The organism is Desulfuromonas svalbardensis, from assembly GCF_055389415.1.
Genome location: NZ_AP042416.1, coordinates 2017848 through 2031516 on the forward strand (window position 1 = coordinate 2017848; position 13669 = coordinate 2031516).

The 13669-nt window shown below is 46.6% G+C and carries 10 protein-coding genes; 3 read left to right on the forward strand and 7 right to left on the reverse strand.

Annotation, left to right across the window (positions count from 1 at the left end; genetic code table 11):
* Positions 1–670: 670 nt before the first annotated feature.
* The gene (locus tag ACZ5KY_RS09160) at positions 671–2608 is read left to right on the forward strand and encodes a sensor domain-containing diguanylate cyclase (protein ID WP_464243593.1); all 1938 of its coding nucleotides are present in this window, start codon (positions 671–673) and stop codon (positions 2606–2608) included.
* 382 nt (positions 2609–2990) lie between these two features.
* Here the strand turns inward: ACZ5KY_RS09160 and ACZ5KY_RS09165 are convergent, their stop codons facing one another.
* A complete protein-coding gene (locus tag ACZ5KY_RS09165; protein WP_464243594.1) occupies positions 2991–4226 on the reverse strand; it encodes a cytochrome c3 family protein in 1236 nt (411 codons plus the stop codon).
* Positions 4227–4295: 69 nt separating this feature from the next.
* Complete coding sequence (locus ACZ5KY_RS09170; RefSeq protein WP_464243595.1) at positions 4296–5264, reverse strand: DMT family transporter; 969 nt, start codon at positions 5262–5264, stop codon at positions 4296–4298.
* A gap of 128 nt (positions 5265–5392) precedes the next feature.
* Between ACZ5KY_RS09170 and ACZ5KY_RS09175 the strand changes: the two genes are divergently transcribed.
* The gene (locus ACZ5KY_RS09175; protein ID WP_464243596.1) at positions 5393–6034 is read left to right on the forward strand and encodes a TetR family transcriptional regulator C-terminal domain-containing protein; all 642 of its coding nucleotides are present in this window, start codon (positions 5393–5395) and stop codon (positions 6032–6034) included.
* A 163-nt stretch (positions 6035–6197) separates the two neighbouring features.
* Here ACZ5KY_RS09175 and ACZ5KY_RS09180 read toward each other — a convergent pair whose 3' ends face one another.
* From ACZ5KY_RS09180 to ACZ5KY_RS09190, 3 genes are all read right to left on the reverse strand, one after another.
* Complete coding sequence (locus tag ACZ5KY_RS09180) at positions 6198–7223, reverse strand: GGDEF domain-containing protein (RefSeq protein WP_464243597.1); 1026 nt, start codon at positions 7221–7223, stop codon at positions 6198–6200.
* 172 nt (positions 7224–7395) lie between these two features.
* Entirely contained in the window at positions 7396–7557 is a 162-nt protein-coding gene (locus ACZ5KY_RS09185) for a hypothetical protein (protein ID WP_464243598.1), read from the reverse strand.
* Between the two features lie 78 nt (positions 7558–7635).
* Positions 7636–7995, reverse strand: a complete 360-nt coding sequence (locus ACZ5KY_RS09190) for a hypothetical protein (protein ID WP_464243599.1) — start codon at positions 7993–7995, stop codon at positions 7636–7638.
* A gap of 184 nt (positions 7996–8179) precedes the next feature.
* Here ACZ5KY_RS09190 and ACZ5KY_RS09195 point away from each other — a divergent pair, with 184 nt between their 5' ends.
* The gene (locus ACZ5KY_RS09195; RefSeq protein ID WP_464243600.1) at positions 8180–11821 is read left to right on the forward strand and encodes an autotransporter family protein; all 3642 of its coding nucleotides are present in this window, start codon (positions 8180–8182) and stop codon (positions 11819–11821) included.
* A 257-nt stretch (positions 11822–12078) separates the two neighbouring features.
* Here the strand turns inward: ACZ5KY_RS09195 and ACZ5KY_RS09200 are convergent, their stop codons facing one another.
* Both ACZ5KY_RS09200 and ACZ5KY_RS09205 read right to left on the reverse strand, forming a co-directional pair.
* Positions 12079–13062, reverse strand: coding sequence for a GGDEF domain-containing response regulator (locus ACZ5KY_RS09200; RefSeq protein ID WP_464243601.1), 984 nt, complete (start codon positions 13060–13062; stop codon positions 12079–12081).
* A 4-nt stretch (positions 13063–13066) separates the two neighbouring features.
* Positions 13067–13648: a chemotaxis protein CheB gene (locus ACZ5KY_RS09205; protein WP_464243602.1), complete on the reverse strand. Its 582-nt coding sequence runs from the start codon at positions 13646–13648 to the stop codon at positions 13067–13069.
* Between the last annotated feature and the right edge of the window lie 21 nt (positions 13649–13669).

The following is a 13669-nucleotide window of genomic DNA, read 5'->3' on the forward strand; positions in this document are numbered from 1 at the left end:
TAATAATATCCGAATACTTCATGCCATTCGGGATGTTTTGCAGTTTCTTGTAAACAGAAAGGTTAAGCCTACTATTTACTCATGCATCGATAAAACGCAACAAAGCCGATTCGGGGAGGTATCCGAATCGGCTTTGTTTATTTTATATCTAGGAAGAAAGGAGGTTTATCAAGTCTCGCCTACCACAACAAACCTTGATGGTTGTTACGCTAACCCATTAATTTAACAATTTATGTCCCACTGCAAAAGTGGAGAGCCACGATGAGCCAAATCCCCACTGCCAGATCAACGAAGTATCACCGATTTGGAGGTCGAGGGGCCGACGAACCGCCGCGATACCGCAAGTGGGAAAAAACTCATTGTCGGTTAGCCTAGTGTTGTGCCGCAGGGTAGAAGTTCATTTTTTGTACCCTTTATTTAAGGTTTGGTTAAGAAAGAGTGTCGCAGTGTGAGGGCGAGACCTCACGAGTTTAATTCAGTTCTTAAGAATATAAATAAGAACGGTGAATTCACCCTTTGACCTTCTGAATCTTCTCTTGGGCTGGACAACTGTGTCGAGGCGGTTAGTCTTGTATTCAGGTGATCATGAAAAAACTTGTCTTGCTGGAGGAACTTCATTAATGTTGAAGGATATATACTCTTTCCATTAGACCCTTGTTGCTGGAGGTGTATGAAAATAATAAGTTTAAAAAGCAAAATTGCTCTTTGCTCATTCTTGGTTTTTTTAGTTTTCATGCCAATGGTAACGAGCCTTGCTCTCCGCTATTTCAAGCATCAGTATATCTCTTCTATTGAAGGTCAACTGTTTACCACCGTTTCGTTGCTCGTTGAAGAGCTTGATCGGAAAATCCTTTCAACCCAGTCGGTAGTCATAGCAGCGGCCAAGGGGATCTCTTCAGATCTGCTTAGCGATCCGAAGCGGGCACTTGCTAATTTAGAACAACGTCATGGTCTTCTTGATCTGCTTGATAACGGTTTAGCTATTTTTACTGCAGACGGTAAAGTTATTGCCGAAACCCGCAATAAACCGAGCCGAACGGGTCTTGATCTGTCTTATCGGCCCTATATTGAAAAAACCATAGCAACTCGTGCGCCCTATATTTCTGACCCGCTTATTACTACTCAAGACCATAACCATCCGTTTGTTGTTCTGACTGTTCCTATTGTCGACTCTCAGGGTCAATTGCTGGGCATCTTTGCTGGTAGTCTTGATTTGCTCGGTGATAATTTACTCGGCTTTCTTATCGATGCCAAGGTGGGACAGACTGGCTATTTCTATCTCTTCACCGATGATCGTACTATTGTTGTGCATCCGGATCGTTCACGAATCATGCAACAGGATGTGCCGGTGGGGGCTAACAAACTGTTTGATCTGGCGTTGGAAGGATTCGAAGGCGCGGGAGAAACCGTCACCTCGCGTGGCTTGCGCACCCTGTCTGCTTTTAAGCGACTACGTAATGTTAATTGGTTGCTAGCGGCCAACTACCCCGTCGATGAAGTGCTTGCTCCCATTCGTAGCGCCGAACGTTGGGCCTGGATGATCGTTGTCTGTGGTGGGCTCGTTGCTGTTACGATTATGTGGCTGGCGATGTGGCAACTGATCGTGCCACTGCTTTCATTGACCCGTCAACTGAAGGAGATAACGGGTGGACAGGGTCACCATGAAAGGGTGAAGATCTGTACCCGGGATGAGATTGGAGCGCTGGCGGAGAGTTTTAATTCTCTGATGGGTGTGCTTGAATTTCGAGAGTCGCAACTGTCCAAAAGCCAGGAGTTGTATCAGACTCTCGCCGATTGGTCGAATAACTGGGTTTTCTGGAAATCAGCCGAGGGAAAGATGCTCTATATTTCTCCCGCAGCGACTAAGATTACCGGTTACACCTCTGCGGAGCTTATGGTGTTTGGTGACCATTCTGACAAGTTGGTTCACCCCGAAGATCGTGAGCTGTGGCAGCAGCATTTATCTGAATCAAATCAGGGAAAGGCGCCACCATCGCTAGATTTTCGTATCATAACTAAAAATGGCGAGGTGTGCTGGCTCAGCCATTTCTGCCAGCCGATCTTTTCTGAAAAAGGTGACTATCTTGGCCTGCGTGGTAGTAATACAGACATTTCAGTACGCAAGAAGGCTGAAGAACAATTACGTCATCTAAGTACTCGCGACAGCTTAACTGGGCTGTATAACCGCGGTTACTTCGATGACGAATTAGCCCGGCTTGTCAGTGGGCGCCATTTCCCAGTGAGTTTGGTTATTGCCGATATTGATCAGCTTAAACCTATTAACGATGAGCAGGGTCATGTGGTCGGAGACCAGTTGATTCAGCAGGCGGCCAGTGTGTTGCTAGAATCTTTTCGCGTTGATGATGTGGTGGCTCGTATCGGTGGTGACGAATTCGCCGTACTGATGGCCGGTTCAGATGAGGCGGCGGCGAACAGCGCCCTGCAGCGACTGCGAAACCTTGAAAATAAACATAATACTGCTGGTCTCGGCTTGGAGTTGGGTCTTTCCATCGGAATGGTAACGGCTTCAGACAGCAACGCGCTGGAAGGCGCGATGTTGGTTGCTGATGCCAGAATGTATCAGGATAAGCGACGGCGTAGAGCGTAGGCTGGCATGAGATTTTAAGTTGACAGTAAGTCATATATAACATTGTTTACTAGCTCAACTTGATATCGTAACTTGCTGTAATCATGGCTGGTTGTTTCATAATAGAATTAGTGATAATCCGCAGATTAAATCACATGATTGGTGACCCGCTTCAAACGTTAACTTGACCTGCTGCCGAGTTAAACTAGTAGATACCTTCTGCGAGTCACCACGAATGCCAATCTTTATTCAATTTGTGAATATGACGATGATCGCCATAAGCGTCTCGGGCGTGATGCCGATCAACTGCATCGCATCCGCTACCGAGATCTGGCTCGGACTTAAGCTGGTAAATATTCAGAGACAAAAAAGCCCCGGCATTCGTTTGCCGGGGCTTTTTGTTTTAAAACATCTTGCGGTAGTACGGTATGTTCTTCGGCGTGAGATCTGATGGGTATGCTCCCGCTGGGTTTGGCACGAACGAGCCGTGATAATGGCAGATTTCGCAGGGGATCGGGTCGGGTGCTGAGTGAGAGCCATCATAGTTGTGGCAACCGCAGCCCGAAACATATGATTCTTGTGCACTGTAGGGGCTAGCTCCTTGAGTCCGACCGTGATGGGGATATTTCCATTTGTTAATTCCACCCATACTATCATATCCAGCATCTTTGTAGGATTCATCGTCCATGTGACACTGGCGACATTGATTTCCGCGGTCACCTTCGGTGACGCCGATGGCACCGACGGTGACCCCGTTAATGGAGCGGCGGATCAGTAGTTTGTTGGGCGAACCATGGGCTTCATGACAGTCCAGACATGACAACACGTAACCACCTCCTTGACCATATGGGGTGCGGCTCATAACACTAACAGCGTTGGGAATGCCATGACGTTCGGTATTCCAATCGATGATACTTAGGTTCCGGTATTCGTTGTTGCTGTAAATGGATTCTTTGTGGCAGTCGAGGCAAAAGTCGTTGTAGTCGGGAGTCAGTTGGCCATCGGCTCTGGCCCGTTCCACGCTGGCCGGCTCGTAGGTGGCGGTATTGACATCGGTGGGGTGATTACCGACATAGGCGTAAAAGGGTGCCTGATAGATCGACGAGTAGTCACTTATCTGTTCAAATTCGTCATCACCCCATTGATCAAAGTGGTCTGTTGGTCGAGAGATGGTGGCATAGCCAAAATCGGTCAGGTGTTCTTTGTTTCGACGCGCTAAATGAGGATTATGACAAGCGGTGCAGGGGGCAGAGTCTTCGGTGAACCAGCCGCCGTTCTTGGCGCCGAACTCCGGGTGCTCTTTCATGTACAGCCACAGATCATAGAGATTGTGGTTGGATCCACCGGTCTCGACTTTATTGAATTGGCCCATGATACTGGTCGGGCCGACGATGGCACCGGCAAAGGTTTCAGCATAGTCGTTGTTAACCATAGAACCGCTGCCGACTTGATAGCTGTCAATGTCGGTATGACAATAGAAACAGAATAGATCACTTTGATCATATGGCCCAATAGTTTTGGTGGTGTTGAAGGTGGGGGCAAACAGTGCAAAAGGAGATGGTCCATTATTGACAGGAATTGGTTCGTCGTTGTCAATGCTACTGTGTTGTCCATGGCAATGCGTGCAGTTGCCGGCCACATAAACTGATGGAATTCCTATACGGACCGACGGGCTCAGGACCGGTACTTCCAACCAAGAGGTGTCAATTTAGCTTTCGGTGACAGTGTTTGTCTCTTTTATTGTTGCTTCATCCACCGTTGATGGCGGAAGTTGCGCCAAAATCACGCCGCAGAGGATCATCACTGCACCGAATCCGGCAGCAGCGGGTAGGGTTTCCCCTAACACTAGATAAGCGGAAACGGCGGCAAATAGTGGCTCCAAGGCAAAGATCAATGCCACACGGGTGGCGCTGAGATAGCTTTGGGCTTTGGTTTGCACAATAATGGCGACAGCAGTTCCTAAAAAGGCGACAAAGACGATAGCAAACAATAGTGTTGGTTCACGCAGCAAATTGATGTTGAGCATCTGTCGCCAATCCTCAAAAATTATAGCCGAAAATAGACTGAGAAAAGTGACTGTTGACAGCTGAACCACTGTTAACGGTAACGTGGCATGGTTGCGGCTGTGTTTGCCAGTGAAGATGATGTGCAAGGCAAACATGATGGCACAGAGAAAGGTTAATCCGTCGCCAAGGTTAAATGGCGCATCGCCACCGGAGGTTAAAAAGTAAAGCCCTAACGTGGCGATGGTAACACCACCTATGGTTAACCAGTGGGGGCGATCTTTCAGCAGTACAAACGCAAACACTGGAACTAGAGTGATGTTGAGACTGGTGATGAAACCACTATTAGAGACGCTGGTGTACATCAAGCCAAAGGTTTGCAAAGTGAAAGCGAGATAGAGTATTAATCCAAGAATCGCTCCACGGAAGATAAGCATTCGGTTCAGTGAAGCCGCCGGTGGCTGGGTCGTTGCCTTAGCCGATGGTAAAAGGGTCTTGCCCCCTAAATATAAGGCCAGCGCGAGGGCCGCGAGACCAAAGCGTAATGCGTTAAAACTGTGTGGCTCCAGAAATTGAATGGCATTATGGATCAGAACAAATTCGACGCCCCATATTAAACATATGAATATTACGCCGATGGTGGCGTTGGTGGTAGTACTGTGGGTGGACTTCATTTTAAACCTTCCTGTTTTATGAATATTGCTGGCTGAACGTTCATACAGTGAAACTGTTTTGACTGTACAGCTGTTCAGTGATAGTGTCAACCCCTTACTAAATTCGTATTCTCTCTGGAGCTGAAGCTATGTCAATATCACCACCCCTTAGTCGTGCTGAGCAGAAACAAGTTACTCGGCAAAAACTTTTGGATGCCACCATTGATCTGATTGCTGAACAAGGACTATCAGGAGTAACTCTGGGCAAAGTGGCACAGCGTACTGGATTATCGCGAGGGATTAGTAATTATCACTTTGAAACCAAAGAGCAGTTGATGCTTGAGGTGCTCCGCATGCTCTATCAAGAGCATGAACGAGCATGGCGCAGTGCAGTGGCTGATATTGATGAAAGTCCAGTACAGCGATTACGTATCCTGATTGAAACGCTGTTGACGCCACCGATTGCCGATCATCGCAAAATCGCGGTGTGGATGGCATTTTGGGGCGTGGCCCCGCAGCGGCAAACTTATTTGGAAATTTGTGCCAGTATTGACCGTGAGTATGAGGCCGAGGTGGCGGGAGTGTTGCGCCAATTATCACCTGATGCAGAGACTGTCAATGGCATGAGTCTTAGGGAAATTTCAGTTACTTTGACATCCATGATTGATGGTTTTTGGCTGAACTATCTGATTTCACCGGGCTGCCTTGATCCAGAAAATGCTGTAAAGGCGTGTCTGGCTTTTCTTTCGAGTTTTTTTCCCGAGTTTAAATCTCTGTTAAATGGTGATTAACCATTTCGTTTTGTAAGATATCGAAAGGGCAGAACCTCGCGGTTCTGCCCCTTTTTAGTTGAGTTGTAACAAAATATAAAAAATGCCTACGATGTGAAAATCGTGGGCATTTGTTGTTCTATTAATTGTCTATCAATGACAACTCTTCAGCATAAAGGTGGCATCAAAAAAATTCGATATCTCCTGAAATAATCTCTTTTTCCTCGACCAGTCCCTTTTCGAGAAGTTCGCCATAATTACAGATTTGATTACGGCCATTATTCTTTGCATAGTACAGAGCTTTGTCTGCCTGATCTAACAGGGTGGCAGTAAATATGGTGGGATCCATTTTTATGACACCGATACTCAGCGTGACTTGACCGACTTGTGGAAACGGATACTCTTCCATTGCAACACGGAAGCGCTCAAAGGCCATCAAGGCTTTTTCTTCCGTTGGGGCGCTGAGAATAATGACAAACTCTTCGCCACCGAAGCGGAACATGTAGTCATTTTCCCTGAAATGGGCCTGCATCAGCTGTGAGGTTAACAGGAGTACTTCGTCGCCATAAAGGTGGCCCCAATTATCGTTGATTCGCTTAAATTTATCGATGTCAGCCATTCCGAGCCAGAATTTGGCATCTCCTCCGTTTAGTTCGGCTCTTCGATTTCTTGGCACATTTTCTGTCGCCAGAGGTCGGTTTTGAGATATTTTATTTATGGTTTCATCGAATGTTTTCCTGTTGGGTAGCCCTGTCAGCATGTCCAGTTGAGAATCACTGAGTACTGCATAGAAATTGCGGTAGATCCCCAGTAGGCCATTAATCATATGCGTATCTAAGGTGTTCAATCTGTCTTTTGTTGTCGTGACGAGGAAAACTTTCTGCGACTTTAGTTGAACAATATGCCAAACAGTTATTAATGTGTCGGAATCGAGTTTGCGACTAAGGGGCTGTTTGGTTCGACTGACATTTTCAATACAAGCCTGAATTTCATCCGCTATTTCGATATCTTCCCAAACAATTTCATATTTGTCTTTTTTTAACGTCAATTGATAGTTTGCAACGTCATTCCTATCAAATTTTAAGATGAGCAGTTCCTGTGGCTGAATGAATTCCTCAAGTGTTTTCAACAGGCTGTACTCCATAAGTTCTAAATCATGGGTAGCTGTCATATTAACAAGCTTTTCGAGGAATCGTGGAGCGTTGGCCATAGTTTGTTCCTGTTCTTTTTGGGAAAGCATCAAAAATTCTGTATGTGTAAAATACTAATTGATCTGATTGACATAACACATATTTAGATTAAGTAACAGGGTAGCCTGATTAAGATTTATTGCTCTTTGGGGGGGCTATTTTATTGCAGTGTACTTAAGCGTGCTTGAGCGTTTAAGTGATTGATTCCGAAACAGGACCATTTGAAATATCAAACTCTTTCATCAACTCGACAGCGCGTGGATCGGCCCACAGTCGTTCGCGCAGTGACTGGTCGATCTCATTGCGCAGTGCAACGTCGGTTTTAGTTTGCTCTTCGTCGTCCATAAAGGTCATGTTGCGGCTTTCATGCTCATCTCTAAATGCGCCGATCAGCGTGTGCGTATATTCCTCGCGGTCTTGCCGCTGTTGCGGTTATAATGCTTCGTAGGCTGCTTCACGTTCTGGATCAATGGTTAAACCGTCTTCGATAACCACTGACGCATGAGGGATTAAGTCCTGAGCTGATTGGGGGATGTGGGCAAGCTGGTTCCAGTCTTCTTCAAGGTTCTCCTGAGTCGGATAGTTGCCTTTATCGTCAGGAGCAACGATGACCGGGTGATCACCTAGCATCATCACTTTGGAGCCGGGACGATACATCTCTCGCCCTTCTGCTGACAGCGTGACGGTGTCTGCTCCTGTTGTGGTAAAAGGGGGGACAGGTGTGAACTTAGGCTTTGCCGCTTGTTGTGCATACGCGGCACCTTGGCTTGCGTGAGTGCTTGAAATGTTCATGACATGACCTCCATTGTGAGCATTTGACCTGCTTATGAGATATCTGTATTTAATGGCAGCTAGTTAAACAAATGTGAATGATTTTATACTATAAATGATATACATTAAAATCTGGTTCAGGTAGGTAGAAGAGATTTTATGCTGCTTTGAAGTTTTATGTCTTTGAATAATTCGGAGGTTAAGGATGGTGAAAAGAGGATTTGGTTGTTTTTTATTAGTTATGGCGACAGTTATTTTACCTGCAAGTTTGGTTTTTGCTGGTTCGCTAACGTCTGATGCGAGCATCGTTTATGCGGGACCGAACAACAATGAAACCTATCCGCCGTTATCCGATTTGGGTAACCCGCTACAGTTGGATGATGCGAGCCTCCTTGAATCGGAATGGAGTAGTGAGTCCCCCTATACTATTGGCGTATTGTTTGAGTCACTAGGTGAGGGTGTTACCGGTAGCGTGAATCTTGATCAAGGGTCTTCGGTTCATCTTTTTGGTGACAGTGATGATTCTGCTCTGAACTTATATGGCGTTATTCTTAGTAACATTACGACGGCAGAAGTGGCGCTGGATAATAGCTCCTCCATTACGGTTAACACACAGGGCATACTGGATAGGGGGAATTCCGCGATCGGGATTGAGGTTAGCCATGCTGATGTGGCGTCGATTCGCTTAGAGAATGGTTCCATGGTTGAAACGAGTTCGACGCTTATGGCAACGCAAAATGATGAGATTCTTGAGGCGGATCAGTGGGTCTCTGGTATCCAAGTCTTCTCTGTGACGGACTTATCCGTTTTGCTTGAGGAAAATTCACAGTTGCAGGTCACTAACACCATAACAGGGACTCAAGCCAGCGCTGACAGTGGTGGTTTTTTTTCGAGGGACAGTGACCAGCTTGAGATCGATCTGATGTCTGTCTCAAAAATCGAAGTGGCGACCAACCTAGAGGGTGACCAATCGAATGCTGGTAGTTATGCGGTTGGCTTTCTCGATAATAACCAGATTGTGTTTAATGTTGACGGTCAGTCGGAAATTTCCAGTATTGCAACCGCTCAAGGTTTTGATAGTGATGCTATCGCCGTAGGAGTTCTCGCGCAGAGTGGTCTTGCTGGCAGCAGCTTTTCATTTGATTGCACCGATGGTGCCTCGATTCTATCCCATGCGAGTGGATCAGATGCCGCAGCGGGTGCGCTTGCCATTGAATTAGAGCACAGTGCTATTACCATTGCTGAAAAATCGGTCCTTACCGCTGTAGCAACTGCAGCCGAACAGCGTGTTGATGATGAGACCGCTAACGCTGTTGCTGTGGCATCAACGCTATCGGCAGAAGCTAGCAAAGAGATTAGCATTGATATAAACGATTCGAATATTATCGCCGAAATGACAGCAAGCGCGACTCAGTCGGGCGGCGGCGACGCCAGTGCCATTATTGATTTTGGCAATGGTGGCGTGCCAAGTGCCATCGCCCTGTTTGATTATGAAAGTGCAGCACTGAACGTGGTTGATGCAAATATTAATGTCACGGCAACAGCAACGGCTCAGTCAACTGACGGTGACAGCAGCGCGACCATTGGTAGGGGAAATACGGCTGACAAGGATGACGACACTGACTTCTATGATCAATATATGCTCAGTGGTATTGTCATTGACCCCAACCCTTTAAATGAAGATCGACAATCTACAACCGCAGCCTTATTGCATAATTCAACGGTAAACGTTGCGGCTACAGCGCAGTCCGATGGTGATAGCGAGGTCTATGTCTCTGGAATCTTGATGCAGAATATCGATAATGTGCAAGATGATGGCGCGGCAGCTTTGCAACTGTATGATTCTGCTGTGAAGGTTTCCGCACAGGCGACAAGCACCGGTTCTGATGGGAAAGCACTCGCTTTTGCTTCAGGAATCAATGCTGAGGATGTAAGTGGTCAGGCACTGATTCTATACAACTCAAGCGTTGATGTTTCAGTTACGGCACAGTCCGAACATGATAGTGGGGCCAGTGCTTCTGGAATCATGCTGTACAATCTCGATAGTGTTAACGATGATAGCGAGCCTTCTTTGCAACTGCATGATTCTGCGGTAAGGGTTTCAGCGCAGGCGATAACCACCAATTCTGAAGAGATACCTGAAACTAGTGTTATGGGGATCGCTGCTTGGTCGACGAGTGGTGATGCACTGATCTTAGACAACTCAAGTGTTGATGTTGAGGCCCCTGGGGGATTCCTTTCTGCTGCTGTTTTAGCCATTAATTTCGATCACACGGGCGCTTATCGTGTTGATCTGCGTAACGGTAGTCGGGTGAGTTATGTGGTCAACGATGAATACAGTGAAATAAGTGCCGCTGTACTGATGATGGGAGATGTAGAAGTTAATATTGATTCGAGTTCTTCAATTAGCGGTGATATTGCAATTTTAGGCTTCATGGGTGATGGGAAAATTAATAATCAAGGAACCATTGCTGGCGCAATCATGGCCGGTGAGTTGCATAACGAATCAACGGGGCTATTGCAGGTAGAGTTGAGTTCTTCAGCGTTTCTCCCTGATTTTGGTTCCTATTATTACTTAACCAGTGCAACGCTTGATCCGGGAACAACCTTTCAAATTAACTCAACCGATTATATCCCGTTTAGCACTTATGGTGAAGCTGTCAGTCAAACGTTGTTGATTGCACAAGATGGTGACTGGGATCTAGAGCAACTAAACTTAACCTCGCAAGACCAATCATCGCTGTTGAGATTAAGCTGGGATGATGCTTCAGATGACGATCATCTGATCGTTAAAGCGCAATTGCTGACCCCTGAACACGCTGGACTGTCAACCAATGCTACTGCGGCATTTCATGCCGCTATGGCTGATGAAAAATTCACCCTTGCAACGGATCCAGACGAGTGGACCCCCAACGTTAGTGGTGCATTTGTTGCTGGTATGAGTCAAACCCTTGGCACTTCAAGCTTCAATATTGGTAATCGCCTTGGCGCGCTGATGGGCCTTAACAGCGGCGATCAGGTGGTTGCCAACAGTGGCATGTGGTTTAGCATCCGCTTTAGCGAAACAGAACAAGATCAACGCGATGGTACCAGCGGTTTTGACGCTGATACCACTGGCCTTACTATCGGACTTGACCATGAATTTGGCGATATCGTTTTCGGTTTCGCTTATACCCGCGGTACTACCGATGCTGACGCTGACGACAACAGTGCCGACTTTGATATGAGCGATAACCTGTTCAGCCTGTATGGCAGTTACGACGGTGGCGCATGGTATGGTGAAGCAACTGTTTCAGCTGGAATCGGTAGCGTCGATGGCAGTCGCAATGTTGGTAGCGATGTGTACCAAAGCGATTACGACAGCGAAAGTTACAACGCTAAGGTTGAGATGGGGCTGAAGTTTAACCAACAAGGTTGGCAGATTAATCCATTACTGGCCATGCAGTACTCCGTTAAGGAGTACGATAGCTACAGCGAAACCGGTAGTGGCAGTCTCGCTCTTCATGTTGACTCACAGGATTACAGCGTTTGTACCGCAGGGCTTGGTGCTCAGGTCCAAAAAGAGTTCCAACGCAATTGGGGAAGCATTACGCCTGAAGTGAGCGCTATGGTGAACTACGATTTAGAAAATGATCGTATCGTTAGTACTGCCAATTTTGTTGGTGGCAGTACCGCCTTTGTCACCAAAGGGGTTGAGCCTGCTGAAACCAGTTGGGACCTTGGTGCGGCACTTACCATCGCCAGTATCGGTGAGCAAAACGTCAGCCTGCGTTTAGGTTATGACTATTCAGGTCGTCAAGACTTCGACGCGCATAGCTTTACCGGTAAAGTTCGCTTTGAGTTCTAAATTGTATTAACAGGATCGTTACAAAATAAAAGCCCCGCCAGACTCAAAGTCTGGCGGGGCTTTTATTTAGAATGTGATGTTTTTTTCTCAATTATCTGAGTTCACCGTGGTGCCTTGATGCAGAGAATGCTGATAATGGGTGACTGGCTTTTATTTCGAGCTTTATCCCCGAGTTTAAAGGTCTGTTAAATGGTGATTAACCATTTCTCTTTTCATGCTGGCGTTTGATTACCGTAAGATGAAAATGGGGTTTTTACTCAGTTGGTCGCTAAACAGCAGCGGTTACGACCTTGGTCTTTAGCCGTGTAGAGTGCAGTGTCGGCAGAGGAGAACAATTGTTTGATGCTGTTTTCACTGTTTGGAATCATCGAAGCGACACCGATACTGATTGTAAGGCCGGTGGAAACGCTGAGCTCAAGCTTTAATGCTGCGACCGCTTTACGAATTCTTTCAGCGACTAATCTGGCACCTTCAAGGTCGGCGTTAGGAAGAATAACGGCAAATTCTTCACCACCGATTCGGGCAACATTGTCGATATCGCGCAGTAATGAGTTTGCCAGGGTGGTAGCAACGGCTCTTAGACATTCGTCCCCGGCAGAGTGACCATAGGTATCGTTGTAAACCTTGAAGTAGTCGATATCGAGGACCAACATCGATAGTGAGTGGTTATTGCGCTGGCAGCGGCTCCATTCTTCACCGCATAACTCGTCAAACCGGCGGCGATTATATAGTCCAGTCAGGCCGTCGGTGGTTGAGAGTAAGAGTAACTGCTCATTGGTTTCTTCGAGTTGTTGTTGCAGTTCTTCAAGTTCCACCAGTTTTCGATCAAATTCGATCGTTTTTTCTTCAAGGGCCGCTTTTTGTTGAAACAGTTCGATAAAAACACCGACTTTACTGTTTAACACCATCGGGTTAAAAGGTTTTGCAAGATAGTCAACGGCCCCCGATTGGTATCCTCTGAATATATGGGCCTCGGCGTTGAGAGTGGCCGTAACGAAAATGATCGGAATATGGCGGGTTTTTTTGTTGCCACGCATTAACTCGGCGACTTCATAACCGTCCATATTTGGCATTTGGACATCAAGTAGCACTAATGCAAAATCGTGATCGAGAGTTGCAGCCAGCGCTTCTTCACCGCTAAGAGCTCTGATAGGTTCGACATGGAGGTCTTCGAGTAGTCCTTCAAGGGTGAGGAGGTTCTCTGGGCGATCATCTACAATCAATATCTTTGCGGGTTTCATTTGTTTAATTTACCCTGTTCAGTGAATTAAGAAAATTTCCGATCTGTTCTAATGGCAGAACGTGATCAACATTTGTGGCATTAATTGCTGCGGTTGGCATCGGCTCAGACTCGGCTGTTTTAGGGTCTTGAACGATGGTTAAACCGCCATAGCGTTTGATTTTTTCGAGTCCGTTTGCACCATCTGAATTGGCTCCAGTAAGGATGACTCCGATTAATTTGTCAGCAAAGACATCTGCCGCGCTTTCGAATAATACATCAATAGATGGCCGAGAGAAATTAACCCGGTCACTCGCTGACAATGCCAAATGATGGTCACACTCCACCAGTAAGTGATAGTTCGGTGGTGCAAAATATATCGTACCGCTCTCGATCTTCTCTTTGTCGTCAGCTTCCTTGAAATTTTGTGGATAGCGGGTGCCAAAGTGAACCGGTAAATAGTTTTCAGAACTGGCGCTGAGGTGCTGAACAATCAGTATTGGAAGACAAAACTCAGCATCGAGATCTTTGAAGATTGTTTCTAAGGCGCTGAGCCCTCCAGCTGAAACGCCAATAACGATTGCTTCGTAGTTGTTCTCATTATTCATTGTGTCCCCCCCAGTTCACAA

Coding starts and splice junctions, on each gene's coding strand:
- ACZ5KY_RS09180 (WP_464243597.1), bottom strand. CDS start 7,223: ATGGCCAACGCTCCACGATTCCTCGAAAAGCTTGTTAATATGACAGCT.
- ACZ5KY_RS09185 (WP_464243598.1), bottom strand. CDS start 7,557: ATGACCTTTATGGACGACGAAGAGCAAACTAAAACCGACGTTGCACTG.
- ACZ5KY_RS09200 (WP_464243601.1), bottom strand. CDS start 13,062: ATGAAACCCGCAAAGATATTGATTGTAGATGATCGCCCAGAGAACCTC.
- ACZ5KY_RS09190 (WP_464243599.1), bottom strand. CDS start 7,995: ATGAACATTTCAAGCACTCACGCAAGCCAAGGTGCCGCGTATGCACAA.
- ACZ5KY_RS09195 (WP_464243600.1), top strand. CDS start 8,180: ATGGTGAAAAGAGGATTTGGTTGTTTTTTATTAGTTATGGCGACAGTT.
- ACZ5KY_RS09175 (WP_464243596.1), top strand. CDS start 5,393: ATGTCAATATCACCACCCCTTAGTCGTGCTGAGCAGAAACAAGTTACT.
- ACZ5KY_RS09170 (WP_464243595.1), bottom strand. CDS start 5,264: ATGAAGTCCACCCACAGTACTACCACCAACGCCACCATCGGCGTAATA.
- ACZ5KY_RS09205 (WP_464243602.1), bottom strand. CDS start 13,648: ATGAATAATGAGAACAACTACGAAGCAATCGTTATTGGCGTTTCAGCT.
- ACZ5KY_RS09160 (WP_464243593.1), top strand. CDS start 671: ATGAAAATAATAAGTTTAAAAAGCAAAATTGCTCTTTGCTCATTCTTG.